Consider the following 13,043-nt stretch of genomic DNA (forward strand, 5'->3'; position numbering starts at 1 on the left):
CACTTTCGCCATAGCCAATCTCATCCAGTCGTGTGAGATGGCCACCGACGTCGTAGCTGAAACGCCGGGTCAGGTTATCCACCCGCACTTCTTCGCTCAGCCGGTCCGAAGCGTCGTAGGCAAAGCGGTACGTGGCGTTGTTTTCGTTGACCAGCGCGGTCAGGCGCATGGCCTTGTCGTACTCGTAGCGAACCCGCTGGCCCTTGGCATCCTGGCGGCTGCTCGGCAGGCCGCGGGCCGTGCGCATCAGGCGGGTGGTCTGGCCCTTGCCGTCGGTGTGGCTGAGCACCTGACCGTAGACGTTGTAGGTGAAGCTTTCCGTGGTGCCGTCCGGGTGGCTGATGCGCAGCACTTCGCCGTCGGGCTTGCGCTCCAGCGTGGTGGTCTTGTTCAGTGCATTAGTTAAGTTAGTCAAATGACGTAAAAACTAAGAATTTGCAAGAAAATGATAGCTCTCCCCAAGCGATAACACACTAACAATTTTTAAAAAACAAAACCACACAGCATACGAACCAATTAAACCTTATGTCAAAACAACAGCACGAAGCCATCGTCGCAGGTGAATTGCTAATGGGTTTCCAGATTGAGCTTGATAATAAAACGACCAATGGTGGCGCGCGCGAACAGACTGCGGCCTTACGGCACTCTCTGTTCGAGCCGTAGCCAATGTCACCCCTGGCTTCGGCAAGCAAGAAAAATCACGGCACATTGAAAACGGAGCGAAGCCAGTAGTTTAATAAACATCTCAGCATCGCCATAATTAACAATAATCAATGAAATTTAACTATCAACTCATTGCGAGACTTAGTATCCTCTAGGAATATTGCCATCCATGCATCCATAACTTCAAAAATATCAATCCCCATTTCTGGAGTCACAGGATCTTCATGCCACCATATCAAGCCTTCCGTATCATCTTGCTTGTCGGCCTCTACCGCGACATAGTCTCCGGCGCCATTCGAGAATACCGTAATCCACTTATCAGCAAAAGAGTCGTCCTCCTCATCAACTAAGTCGGAAACACGTGACTGGTCACTAAGGCATTGCGGCCCCATTGAGCGCGCCGGAAAGAAAGTGTACCCATCATGCACTTCACGATAAAAATCTTGAAGCCTACTGGGAAGGTGCTTGAATTCCCCAGCCTCAGTCCTTTCCACAGGCCTCCCCCCTACATAATAGTAGAAACTGGCGCCATCATGAAAGACATACACCATTTCAATCTCAGCATCTATCAATAATACGGTGCCCAGCAAGCAGTCCTTGAATAGCGCGAGCGTTGTTGGAAACTCATTTAAAAATGAATCCCAACCTTCAGGATATACAGGCGCAAGATCAAGACCAAGCCCAAAACCCTCCCAACTTGCGGGCAAGACGACATCTTGAGGGATGTCTTTGAGATCGAAGCACAACTTACGGCCAGAAAATTCAACACTGAGATCTTGCAAAATATCATCAAGAGTAATCATCTAATTTTTCCTACAAGACACCAGATATCATTTCTTGCAACTCAACTTCCAATTTCATCGCTCGCTCCATCATACTACTTCTGAAACCAGCGTCAACATCTACTCCACCTTTTTTATACCGAGTCCATTCTGAGTAGGTTTTAGCGCCGCGCGAGGTATTAGCAGTTTCACTCAACCCATGAAAATTAGGCTTGTAATTCAATATCTCGACTTGCTGTTCAAATGTCAATTTATCAAATCCTTTCATTTCTGTAATCGTCTTCATCGGGACGATATGATCAGCATGCAACGGCTTTGTAACTTCCAGCCCCGGCAGCGCTGGATCCTTCATGGGTAATACAACATCCTTATTCACCATCGCCTGGATTTCTCTGCTGGGCGTCTTCGCTCGCAACTTCTGGTAAAGCTGTGGAGATATTCCTTTCTTAGGTGTAAGTGGAGGTGCAGCCCGTCTAACAACTTTAACATTCCCGAGGTTAGAACCGAAACCATGAGACCGGATCTCATATCGGGCGTCAAATGCTCTTCCGCCTTTCGCGCCGATGCCCCCCCCAAGCAGAGCACCACCAAACGCCATCAGCTTCTGGCCATCAGAGCCCTCACCAAAAAGCTCGCCGCCAGCCCAATGTCCAGCCATTCCGCCAGCAATACCACCTGCCAACCCCGCCATCACCAACACTGGACTTGCCAGTACAAAAGCACTAGCCAGCCCCAACGCCATCACCGAACGCTCAAGCCAAACAGGAACTTCCGGGTCAATTGCATCAGTCGTCGCTGTCCCCCCTCCTATACACACATTAGGGGAGCCAGCACTTATTTTTGCATCACAAACTGTCCGGTCACCGACTCGAGCCGCAGGCTGACCATTGATATAAACCGAGTCACTGCCCTGGGCCAATATCTTAGGCCCCCCTGGATGATCCGAACACTCGGCATTATCCAGATGAGCCCTCGCAGCAGGCTTCCCATTTATATAAACGTTACTTGAGCCTGATCGTATTTGCCCTGTTTCACTACAAGCGAAAGATAGGCTACCAATCAGTTGACCGATTCCAGCGCCAGTAGCTGCTCCCGCGCCAACCATCGCGGCTAGCGCTACAGCCCCAAGCCCGCCGGTCCCGATAACGGCAATACCTATGAGTACCGCGCCTGCACCAATTGCTAAGCCAGCAAGCAATCCACCTAAAGCGCTGGAGTGCTCGATTGGATCATCTAATCTCGCAGCAGCCGCAGTCATGCTGATTCGGCCTGTTCAGCATCCCCCTCGTTCGCGGGCAGATAGCGCAGTTGAAGACTTTCAACCAACGTATCGAAAGCACTACGCTCCTCCGCCGTCATGCCTTTGGGACTGTTGCTCGTACCAGTAATTTGCATGAGCAAAGGCCGCTTGTACTCATCCTGATGCAGAAAAATCAGCTGTACTTGATGAACCGGTTGGCCTTGTTGTCGCCAACGAAACTCGACACGTCGGGCCTCCAATCCAGCTACCTCTACCGGGGAAACCGGCTCGATCCACTGAACATGGGACAACGTCTTTTTCAACTCACCAAGCAGTTGTTGCGCAAGCGTCTCCAAGTCCGTACCCGGTTCCACTGGCGAACGCCCCACGACGAACGAGAACGGGCTAGGTCCGATGTCCGTCAGCGTGAAGACGTGAAACGTCTTGTCTTTTAAATTTTCTGGACGAACGAAACTCAATTCATTTGTAAGAAAACGCTCTGGTGGAGGGGGCTCCGCATTGCGAGCCTCCTCTTCTAGACGCTCACGCTCAAGGCATTCTTCGCGTTCGCGCCGTTCAGATAATCGGTCGTAGATGTTTCTACGCATGGGACTTTTCCTTGTCGCTAATCAAGACTTGTTCAAATTGATTATTTTGCTGCCTGCAACGTCCACGGAGATGCCTGACAGGGTAATCGTGCCATCCGATTTCATTTCCAGCTTGCTGCTTCCGACCTCCAACGTGATGGACGTTGCAGCCTTAATTTTCACTGCCCCTTGATCCACCGTCACAAAATACGAACCCTCCTCCACCGCAATACTGGTTTCCAGCTTGATCGTTTCGGAATGTTTGCCTTCGACGTTGATCGTTCGATTCCCGCCCACCTTGAGACTGTCATCTGCCTCAACCTCTGTATCCAGATTGCGCTCGGCGTGCATGATGATCTGCTCAGCACCAGCCTTGTCTTCGAAGCGGAAGAAGTTGGCATTCGACCCTTTGCCCTTCATCGACCGCGTCAGGAACCCACTCTGGGTCTTGTTCGCCGGCAGCGACCATGGCGGGGTGTTGGTGCTGTTGTACAGGCTGCCCATGATCAGCGGCCGGTCCGGGTTGCCGTCCAGGAACACCACCACCACTTCGTCGCCTACACGTGGGATCTGGATGCTGCCGAAGCCACCGCTGGCGCCGGACTGGGCGACACGTACCCAGCAGGAGCTGTGATCGTTGTATTTGCCATTGCGGTCCCAGTGGAACTGGACTTTCACCCGGCCCAGTTCGTCGGTGAAGATCTCCTCACCCGGTGGGCCGACAATGATCGCGGTCTGCGGGCCGGCAATGGTCGGTTTGGGCGTACTCAGCTGCGGGCGGAACGGGATCTTCTTGCGCACGCAACTGAAGGTGTTGAAGTAGCTGGCCTGCTGGCCGGTAAGGTAGTTGTTGTGGCCTTCGCTTTCCACGCTCATCAGCAGGAACTGACGGTCTTCTACCGGCCCCTGGTCGTGGATGTAGTGCTGCAGCAGTTCGAAGGTGTAGCCCGGCTTCATGGCCCGGCAGTTGCTGGCACCTTCAAACTTTTTGCCGCGCAGCTCCAGCGCCTCAATGCGCAGGCGCAGCAGGGTTTCGCCTTCGTCATAGGTACCGTGGGTGTACTGGCCGGGGAAGTCGTAGATCTCGAAGTTCTCGACATCGCCTTGATTGTTCACGCTGTTCAGCGCCACCGGCAGGCGGTTGTTCGGTTGGCGGTAGTCAAAGGTTTGCGTGGCCATCTTGCCGGATTGCAGTTGACGGTTACCGCTCCACTGGGTAATGGAGTCGGCGGTCTCGGTGACCGAGGCGCTGTGGAAGCGGATTTGCGGTTGCTCGGGGATGGCCACCAGCGTGCTGGAGTCATCGCAGATGATCATGGTGTGGCCTTCGGCGGTGTGCTCGAAGTAGTAGAACATCCCCTCTTCCTCCAGCAGGCGCTGGACGAAGTTGAAGTCGGTTTCGCGGTACTGGGTGATGTAGGTGTAGCGCTTCTGTGGCCGGGTCAGGCGAAACTCGTGGCGGGAAAACGCCGGGCATAGGGCGAACACTTCGGTGACCACTTCCTCGACCGTGTTGCCCTGGAAGATCCGCGTGTCGAAGCGGTTCTTCAGCATCGAGAACCACGGGTTGAGGGTGGCGGTATAGCGTGCCATGCCGCCGTCGCTGCCGATGCTGGCAAAGCGTGTGAGGTAGCCGGTTATGTACCGCGGGCCGCCTTCGGCCAATTCGATCTCGATGCTGACGTGCTGGCCCATCATGGATTTGAGCGGCACGCCGGAGTCTTCGCAGACCAGCAGCAGTTCGTAGTTGAACGCCCGCGACAGGGCTTCGGTGCCCTTGAAGGTTTCCAGCAGCAGCTCCTGCTCGGGGTTGGCCAGGTTGTGAAACTTGAACAGGCGGCGGTTCTGTGGCGACAGCAGCGCGGAGGCCAAGTCCATGATCATGCGAAATCTCCTTGAAAACACGGCCAGCACGCGCTTGCGATGCTCAGCTGCAACCCTGATCTTGCGGGCGTATTCTGCATGCGCGCATAACGCGCGTGCTTGCGGAATCATGCGACTGCCTACAGAAAGGAAAGTGCCATCATGCATTGAAATAAATGCGACAGGGTTCACATTCCCAAATGCCAGGCAGGCAGAAAGGCCCAAAGGAAACACCGGCAAAAGCTGCCCTGTCAACTCACTACAGGCCTAGGAAAACCGGGCAATACCGCCCTGCAAGGCAATGTCATATCGCCATCCTTCATCCTCCTCACTGGCGCCCGGAAGCGCCCCCGGCAATCGCCGAACGGCCCGTCACAGAAGGTTTTTGAGGTATCGATCAGAGCCCATGCCTGACAGCTCCCACTCGAACTGTCTCGCTACCTGACGCATCAACTCCACTGGCGGAGAAAAATGTTTCATAACGTGGATTGGTTCAAATTTTTTGCCACTGGCCAATTCCGCCAAATGGCCATCGCGAACGCGGCCGTAATGGCACTTGCGGGATGCGGTCAGCCACAAAGCCGTGCAGCGATGCTCAATTGCCATTATTGCCGCGCACGCCTGTCATGAGAACAATGGGCTCTCCGCCGGACTTCGCCCCCATCCTGAGGTCTGAAGCGACATGCTGCGCTCGCCGCCGAGCGCCGCCACTTCCATGGACAGTGAAGCGAAAATGGATCTTTTAGCCAACATCCCCAGTTGGGGAGACATCGAACGCAATCTCGAGCAGAAATTCAGCGAGCTCAACCAGAGCGTCGACAGCGGCCTGAACAGCGCCCATGAGGCCTGGGACGGTTTCAGCCGGCGAGTGAGCAATGGCGCCAACCAGGCCTATGGCAACCTCGGTGGCCAGCGTATCGACAACGTGCGCCAGGCCATGGCCCTGTCCTACCCGATCATTCAGGACAACCTCAAGCGCAAGTGGTCCTCGATAGGTATCGAGCAAATCCTGCCGGTACTGCTGCAACTGGTCAAAGAGGTGTCGATGATCCTCGGTGGCAGTGTGGCGGTTGGCTCGCTCGCCGGTGGCGTGGCCGGGGCGTTCGCCTTTGGCGTCGGCGCGGCGCCGGGCGCGGTGGCCGGCGCCGGCATTGGCCTGCAGGTCGGCAACCTGATCCTCATGGGCCTGGGGCTGTCCGCCATCGCCGAGTATTTTTATCAGGGCCTGCCTGCCTGCCTGTCGACCCTTCAGCAAGGCATGGCCACGGCCTGGTTCGCCGAGGATGGCCTCAAGCCCGCTGGCCTGGACCCGAGCGGCGGTTCCGCGGCGCAGGCCCAGGAGCGTGTCGAGCGTGCGGCGCGCCAACTGGCCCGCGGCCAGGAGCAACTGGTGTTGCTGCTGCTGACGGCCATTGTAACCTACCTGACCCGCGGGCAGATAAAGGCGGGCATTCAGAGGAATATGGAAACGCCCGCCATACGCAGTGCCCGGCTGCAGGCGGAAATGTCCAACAAGCAACTGGCCGCCTGGCTGGCAAAGAACGAGCAAAAGCTGCTGGCACATGCTGAACTTCAAGCACGTGACGCCACACCATTCAAGCGTGCAGAGACTGAACCACTACCTGCCAACGGACGCTCTCGCGAGCTATCGCAGAAGGCTGTTGAGCCGCCAAAACCCAAATACAAACCTGGATTCACCGAAGAAGATATCCTTGCAATCGCCAAAGGCGAAAGGCCCGACCCCACCACTTATCTAGACCCAGATTATGTCGCGCAACACTTGGCCCAATTCGAAAATGGCGCCTCACGCTTCATGACCCAGACCAACCTTGAGAAATACGGCATCGCACAGAGAGATGGTACGTCGTTCATCATGCCAGGCCACGAAGCAACCGAACTACTTGCCAAGACAGCAGGTGACAAGCGCGCGTTGGAGCAAGCCCTTGGCTTGCCTGAGAATTTTCTTGATACCAATGCACTGGTCCGGGTAGACATCCCTGATCCGAAGCAGTTGAATCTACGGATTCCATCAGGAAATGAAGCCGGTGCAAACGAATTCTGGATCCCTGGTGGCAAGCTACCTGACGGCAACAGTGAAGCCGTCATAGACGCGGCGGGTATTTCCGCCAAGATGTTCAGCACCTCTCCCCTTTTTTGAAGGCCCCCTATGAAATTCAAAGATCTTTTCATCAGTCGTCAACACATGTACTCAATCGGCATCGAAGAAGACGCTGGCCAGTATTACGTTTCGTTCCCCGTCAGCAACGGCATGGTTGACTACGAAGAATATTACGCCATCGCTCCAGCTACATTTGATGCCTTCATGGATGATCCTGATGCGGCGCTGGCTTTCGTGATAAAATGCCGCAAAAGACAACTCGATGAATTACTAATCATCAAGCCAGGAAAAAATCGGGGCACGGCCATCTAGTGCCACATAGATAAATGCTGACTAAATCCGACATTGCATGAACGTTTGACCCTGCCAACAAATGAGTGGCGCCCTCTTACGTTGCGGTGAAGTGGTGCATTTCCTTACCCCAATAAGGACTGACCATGAACACCGAAACACTCAAGCAAAAATTACTCAAGCTTCGCTTGATCATCGACAGCCTGATGGCGCAAGACCCTGCCGCGATGAAGCTGAGCGTCGAACTGGAGCCACTGCTGAAAGCCGCAGGCCATTAGCCCCATGCCTCCAAGTGAAAACGGCCAAGAATCGTACACATATCGATACAACTCATGCACATCACGTGGACCGAAATCCATTCCGTGGAACGATGCAAATAACCTGTATCGGAAATAACCTTTCAAACTAATATGAGCAGGTGAGAGATGAAACCAGCCACACCACTGGAGTATGTAGATAACGCAATTGCGCTGGCGATTGACCGACAAAAGCGCATTCCTGGCTTTACGGTTTACGCGACTATAGTCGACCAGTTAAAGTACATCAGGGCAGTTTTCGACGGTACCGAAAAGGATAAATCCAAGCTGCACAGGCTAACGATTGGAGCTGTTGCATCGAAGGAATTCGAGGAAAATGACCCGGAGCTGGCCAGGGTATTGAAGGACGCTTACTACGTGGCCATTCAGTCGGCCCGCGGCTTGACGATTCAACTACCTGATTGAACTCGGCCACTCGCGAGTTCATACCTTGGTTGATTACGAAGAGTACTATTGGACCGAACAGGCACCGTTCGTTGCCTAGCGGCAGCGGCCGAGCATCGCCCCTGCGATGGTCAGCAAGGGCCGGAAACGCCAGATGGACATGAGTTGATCTACCCGCCAAGCGCCAATCGAGGTCGAGCGCGCAGGACTCTCAATGCGCCACGCTATGGCATCCAAAAACATCGCGGGTAGAATTGCCGACGAGCTTTACGATGAAGCCAAGTGGTGGGTCATCCGCAAGCTGCGCCCCGACGGAATAGACTTGCCTACCTGGCCAAGCGCCCTCAGGCTGCCATCGATGCCCTCACTGCCATCGCCCCCACGTTCAACCTGCCCAAGCTCTGCGAATGAATACACGCTCCTCACAAATGTCACCCGGGCTTACGCCTCTCAAGATGAGGCTGCTGGCCGTCGCCATGTTCATCGCATTGCTCCTGGTAGGGGCCGTCTCGCTTTATGCCTATACCAACTACCTGTTCCCGCTGTACGGCAGGCTGCTTCGTGGCGCTCCGGTCGTGGAAACACCGTACCTCGCGTTCGGCCTGCTCATGGCGCCACCGGCACTCGCCATCCTGCTCGTTGGCAGCGCGATCTGCGCCTGGACCGGCAAGAAGTTCGACCCACCCCCTGCATCCCGGCTGCACCGCTTCCAGGCGTTGATGTTCGGGATATCGATTAAAACGCTGATCCATGTCGTCCCTGCGGTGATGATTCTGACTACGGGGGCTTTGCTGGCCAGGGGTTATACGCCCTGCTCGAAGCTGCTGATATCGGGTTCTGCCTGGCAGTTGTTCTGGGTCAATGATGATCGGGTGTGCTTCAAGCCGGATCACTACATCAACGACAACTGGCCATGCAAGGTCATCGACGGCAAGGACATTTGCGTCCAGGTCGATGGGCGGTGAGTTGCCTACCTTGGTCAGGCTCAAAGCGAGTACGGCGGAGAAAACCGACAAGGTGACAGTTGATAAGCCGCAGCAACTTGGAGACGGGGCGACGTGGACTTACAGCGGCGCCCCTCTGGACTATGCATACTCGGGCATTAAATGGACAAGCACACACTGAAAATTACAGCCAGAGCGCTTCGCGAAAAGCTTGAAACTATCAAGGACCAGAATCCTGACGCCATGACCATGCTCAACCTACTTCGCGACCTTCTGTTGAAATCTGAGAACGGTGAAATCCACGCACCTTTAGAGGCGCGAGACATCTCCTGGTATCGTTATCTACAGGAAACAAACTTACAAGACGACCATGAACTTAGCGAGGCTTTTGCCAAATTCTATATGGCGTTAATCAATGGACAAGAATGGAGTTCATTTAAAAAATTCCAGGCTAAAAGCCACTGAGCATAAACTGACCTGTTAACGTTCGACCTACTGCGATTTTGCCGGGCTGCAGTTGACGCGTTGAGAGCCATTACCTGATCAAAGGTGCTATCACTCACTGCCAGATAGCAGCTCGTCCATTTCATCCCCCTGAGGCGCGAGTTCAAACAACCGGCTTGCCAGTTCACAAATGTGCCGCGACCAGGCAACCTTGGCCACCCATTCCGGCGGCATGCCCGACACCCCATACAAGGCGCCCGCAATCTGCCCTGCCGTCGCCGCCACGCTGTCGGCATCATCGGCAAGGTTGGCAGCCAACAGAATCGCATCCCTGAAATTGTCCGTATTCCACACAGCCCAGAGCGCTGCTTCCAAGGTATCGACCACATACCCTGACGAGCGAATCTGCTCACGGGTTTTGTGCTTGTACTCCCCGGCATTGATGATCAAGGCCCGGGGCTGCAGGGGGCGCACCTTCGGCGACAACGCCTCTTCCTTGTCCGCGCCATTGAGCGCCAAATGCAGCTGTGCACCGAACAACTTGCAGCACTCCGAGACCTCAATCGCGCGATGGGTCACGCTGCTCTGCGTCACACTCTCCCACCAGGTTGCCGACAGCGAGTGGCGTCGGAAAATGGCCGTAGGCGCGAGCCGTATCAACGAACCGTTGCCCGCTGTCGAGGCCTCGAGATTGCCCATCCACGCAAGCCCTTGGGCCTCCCACCCTTCCAGGGCTCGGCGGGTGACATTGCCGATGTCGAAGCAGCGGCCATTGGCGCTGTTTTCGCCCTGCCGGTACCAGCGCACCATGGCATCGGCAAAGGTCGCGAAATCGAACTTGCCTTGGCTTGCGTAGGTGTCTGCCAGGCACAGCGCCATGCTGGTATCGTCGGTCCACTCACCTGGCGCGAGGCGGAACGGCCCACCGCCGACCATGTCGCTGACCTGCCCCTGATCGCGGCGCCGGAACTCCAGGGTGGTGCCTACCGCATCACCAATCGCCAGGCCCAGCAATGCACCCTGCGCGCGGTCTATCGCCTGGCCTGGTGTCAACGTGCAGGATCGGTCGCTCAGCCAGGCGGGCTTTGTCAGCGGCAGCCTTGGTGCGTCGGGCTCCGGCATGTAGGCCATGCGCTGTTGCAACTGCGGCGATAGTTCGGGGAGCAAATGGGCGTAACGCTTTGCGTAGTCGCTCAGGATTGCATCCGGGCTTCTCAGGTCGATCATGCTGATTCCTTGCAGTAGGTTGCTCTCGTCCATGCGCTCATTTTGCTTGACCTGCACTACTCCGGCAATGACCCGAGCAGGCCGCCGACCATGAGGATGGCACCGGCTACGCCGGTGTTCGCGGGTGAACCCGCTCCCACAGGGGCCGTGCAGGTTTCACGGTTTTGGCTGAGGCAATTGTTGCTGCAGGTAGGGCACAAACCCTGGGGCCGGCGCTGTTCCTGTGGGAACGGGCGTGCCCTCTCCCACAGTGATCGCGCACGTTTTCAAGGTTTTCGGTAAGACCGTTGCCTGTGCAGGTGCGGCACAGGCCCGGGGGTCGACGCTATTTCCGAGGGAGCGCGCGAGCTTTCAAAAGTCACCATCCAAACGGATGAATCACGCCTGATAACACTCTTTCCGCGCGGCACATTCCGTCGCATTGCCATCATCCTGAGGCGCCTCGCCAACACCTCCGCGAGAAAGCGGTCAGCGCAAAAAATGAGACCGGATTCACTTTTTGAAAAAATCTTTTGCCAACGATTTTCATCGCTTTCCAGCCCCTTTCGTACCCAGTCTTTAGGGCTTGACCCCCCATATTCTGCGCCCAAGACACGCTGTCAATATCATCGCGCCATTATTGCGTCGCGTCTCAAAACGGGGAAAAAATCCCCCCCTCGCCGGAACTTCTTCCGCAGCGAGGTGCCCTACTCGGCATTGCTGGCAACACAATATTCATATGCCAGCACTCAAATTCGCTGTAGCCGAAAGGCGATTTTTCAAGTCCACGCCACCGGCGTTTCAGGACGATCAAGCAGGCACATGGACGATGCACCAATGACACAGACATTCGATGTCGAAGCACTGATCAAGCTGCGTAGCCAGACGCGGGCGATCTCCGATGCGCTGAAGGCGCAGGCGGCGGATTACCTTGCCACCGTGGCACCGCTGATCCGTCCGCAAACCCTGTTTGGCGAATACCTGCAAGGCGCACAGCGCAGCAGCGGGCGCGAAACCCAGGGCCACTTCCAGGCCCTGGTCGAACTCTACGAACGTATCGGTTCGGCCGCGCCGTTCCAGCTGGTCACCGAGCTGGAAGTACCGCTGAACCTGATCAGCACCACCCCCGAACTGTTCCCGCTGGAATACGACAAGACCCTGGAACACAGCGGCCAGGTCATCCGCATCACCAGCCCGACCCGCTGGGTAGTGGGCTTCCACGCTTTCGACCTGGCACGGTTTCGCAATGTCATCAAAGACCCCAACCGCAGCAGCGCCGAGCTGTACCGCTTCGTGGTGCACTACCTGGTGCTGTTCTACTGCCTGAGCAAGTCGCCTGGCCTTGGCCGCCTGTTCGAGGGCTTGCGCTACGGCCTGAGCTTCGAGCGCCTGAAGGGCTTTGGCGACCTGCCGTTCTGCGTCATCAGCTCGCCGGTGCGCTCGGAACTTCCCGACGACTCGGTCATCCGCAGCAGCACGCAGATTGCCGGCAACACCAGCTTCGAAGAACTGGTAGGCCGCGACAACATCCTGGAAATGAACGACGAAATCCGTCAGCGCCTGCTGCTGACGATCGAAGGACTGTAACGCGCAGCGCCCGGCACCGGGCCGCGCAATGATTCGCAGCGAATTGCTCGCACTGGAGAACACGATGGCGAAGAAGGAAAGCACTCAGCACAAACTCGACCGCGTTCGCGCGCCTCGGGTCCATATCACCTACGACGTGGACATCGGCGATGCCATCGAGAAAAAGGAGCTGCCCTTCGTCGTCGGCGTACTGGGTGATTTCTCCGGCAACCCGCTGGAGCCGCTGCCCAAGCTCAAGGACCGCAAGTTCGTGTACATCGACCGCGACAACTTCAACGGTGTGCTCAAGGGTATCAAGCCACGCTTGACCTACCGCGTCGACAACACCCTGGCCAAGAACGGCACCCAGCTGGGCGTGGAACTGAACTTCAACAGCCTCGAAGACTTCGAGCCACAGAACGTGGTCAAGCAGGTCGAGCCGCTGCGCAAGCTGCTGGAAGTGCGCAACAAGCTGGCCGACCTGCGCAACAAGATGGGCGGCAACGACAAGCTCGAAGAGCTGCTGATGGATGTGCTGCAGAACACTGAAAAGCTCAAGACCTTGGGCAAGGAATTCGGCCGTGAAGCCGAAGTGGAAGACCCGTCCAGCGACGATCGCGCCTGAGCAGGAGCCCGA

General features: G+C 56.1%; 13 protein-coding genes and 1 pseudogene. 8 read left to right on the plus strand and 6 right to left on the minus strand.

Features of this window, described 5'->3' with window-relative positions:
* The 5 genes and pseudogenes from N5D53_RS08315 to tssI all read right to left on the minus strand — a co-directional run.
* Positions 1-421: pseudogene (locus N5D53_RS08315) on the minus strand (type IV secretion protein Rhs); the annotation flags it as partial.
* A 349-nt stretch (positions 422-770) separates the two neighbouring features.
* Positions 771-1,466: a hypothetical protein gene (locus N5D53_RS08320; protein ID WP_088512116.1), complete on the minus strand. Its 696-nt coding sequence runs from the start codon at positions 1,464-1,466 to the stop codon at positions 771-773.
* A gap of 10 nt (positions 1,467-1,476) precedes the next feature.
* A complete protein-coding gene (locus N5D53_RS08325) occupies positions 1,477-2,703 on the minus strand; it encodes a PAAR domain-containing protein (protein ID WP_088512117.1) in 1,227 nt (408 codons plus the stop codon).
* The gene (locus tag N5D53_RS08330; protein WP_088512118.1) at positions 2,700-3,293 is read right to left on the minus strand and encodes a DcrB-related protein; all 594 of its coding nucleotides are present in this window, start codon (positions 3,291-3,293) and stop codon (positions 2,700-2,702) included. The genes N5D53_RS08325 and N5D53_RS08330 overlap by 4 nt, the downstream gene beginning before the upstream one ends.
* A gap of 21 nt (positions 3,294-3,314) precedes the next feature.
* On the minus strand, positions 3,315-5,156 hold the full coding sequence (gene tssI / locus N5D53_RS08335; protein WP_104961766.1) for a type VI secretion system tip protein VgrG: 1,842 nt from the start codon (positions 5,154-5,156) through the stop codon (positions 3,315-3,317).
* Positions 5,157-5,868: 712 nt separating this feature from the next.
* On the opposite strand from tssI, the gene N5D53_RS08340 reads away from it, so the two are divergent.
* The 6 genes from N5D53_RS08340 (at position 5,869) to N5D53_RS08365 (ending at position 9,655) form a co-directional block, all read left to right on the plus strand.
* Positions 5,869-7,293 carry a DUF6861 domain-containing protein gene (locus N5D53_RS08340; protein WP_223843625.1) on the plus strand — a complete coding sequence of 475 codons (1,425 nt, stop codon included), beginning with the start codon at positions 5,869-5,871 and terminating at the stop codon, positions 7,291-7,293.
* Between the two features lie 9 nt (positions 7,294-7,302).
* Positions 7,303-7,566 (plus strand): hypothetical protein, encoded by a 264-nt coding sequence (locus N5D53_RS08345; protein WP_014860357.1) that lies wholly within the window; start codon positions 7,303-7,305, stop codon positions 7,564-7,566.
* A 125-nt stretch (positions 7,567-7,691) separates the two neighbouring features.
* Positions 7,692-7,823: a hypothetical protein gene (locus N5D53_RS08350; protein ID WP_014860356.1), complete on the plus strand. Its 132-nt coding sequence runs from the start codon at positions 7,692-7,694 to the stop codon at positions 7,821-7,823.
* Positions 7,824-7,970: 147 nt separating this feature from the next.
* Positions 7,971-8,267 (plus strand): immunity protein Tsi6 family protein, encoded by a 297-nt coding sequence (locus N5D53_RS08355; RefSeq protein ID WP_014860355.1) that lies wholly within the window; start codon positions 7,971-7,973, stop codon positions 8,265-8,267.
* A 434-nt stretch (positions 8,268-8,701) separates the two neighbouring features.
* Positions 8,702-9,211: a hypothetical protein gene (locus N5D53_RS08360; protein WP_014860353.1), complete on the plus strand. Its 510-nt coding sequence runs from the start codon at positions 8,702-8,704 to the stop codon at positions 9,209-9,211.
* Positions 9,212-9,352: 141 nt separating this feature from the next.
* Positions 9,353-9,655, plus strand: coding sequence for a hypothetical protein (locus N5D53_RS08365; RefSeq protein ID WP_019751691.1), 303 nt, complete (start codon positions 9,353-9,355; stop codon positions 9,653-9,655).
* Positions 9,656-9,745: 90 nt separating this feature from the next.
* Here the strand turns inward: N5D53_RS08365 and tri1 are convergent, their stop codons facing one another.
* Entirely contained in the window at positions 9,746-10,861 is a 1,116-nt protein-coding gene (gene tri1 / locus N5D53_RS08370) for an ADP-ribosylarginine hydrolase Tri1 (protein ID WP_029380649.1), read from the minus strand.
* A gap of 816 nt (positions 10,862-11,677) precedes the next feature.
* Between tri1 and N5D53_RS08375 the strand changes: the two genes are divergently transcribed.
* Positions 11,678-12,427 carry a hypothetical protein gene (locus N5D53_RS08375; RefSeq protein WP_028697263.1) on the plus strand — a complete coding sequence of 250 codons (750 nt, stop codon included), beginning with the start codon at positions 11,678-11,680 and terminating at the stop codon, positions 12,425-12,427.
* Positions 12,428-12,491: 64 nt separating this feature from the next.
* A complete protein-coding gene (tssB, locus tag N5D53_RS08380; RefSeq protein WP_104962881.1) occupies positions 12,492-13,031 on the plus strand; it encodes a type VI secretion system contractile sheath small subunit in 540 nt (179 codons plus the stop codon).
* The last annotated feature ends 12 nt before the right edge of the window (positions 13,032-13,043 follow it).

The sequence above is a fragment of the Pseudomonas sp. GD03862 genome (assembly GCF_029840855.1).
GTDB lineage: Bacteria > Pseudomonadota > Gammaproteobacteria > Pseudomonadales > Pseudomonadaceae > Aquipseudomonas > Aquipseudomonas alloputida.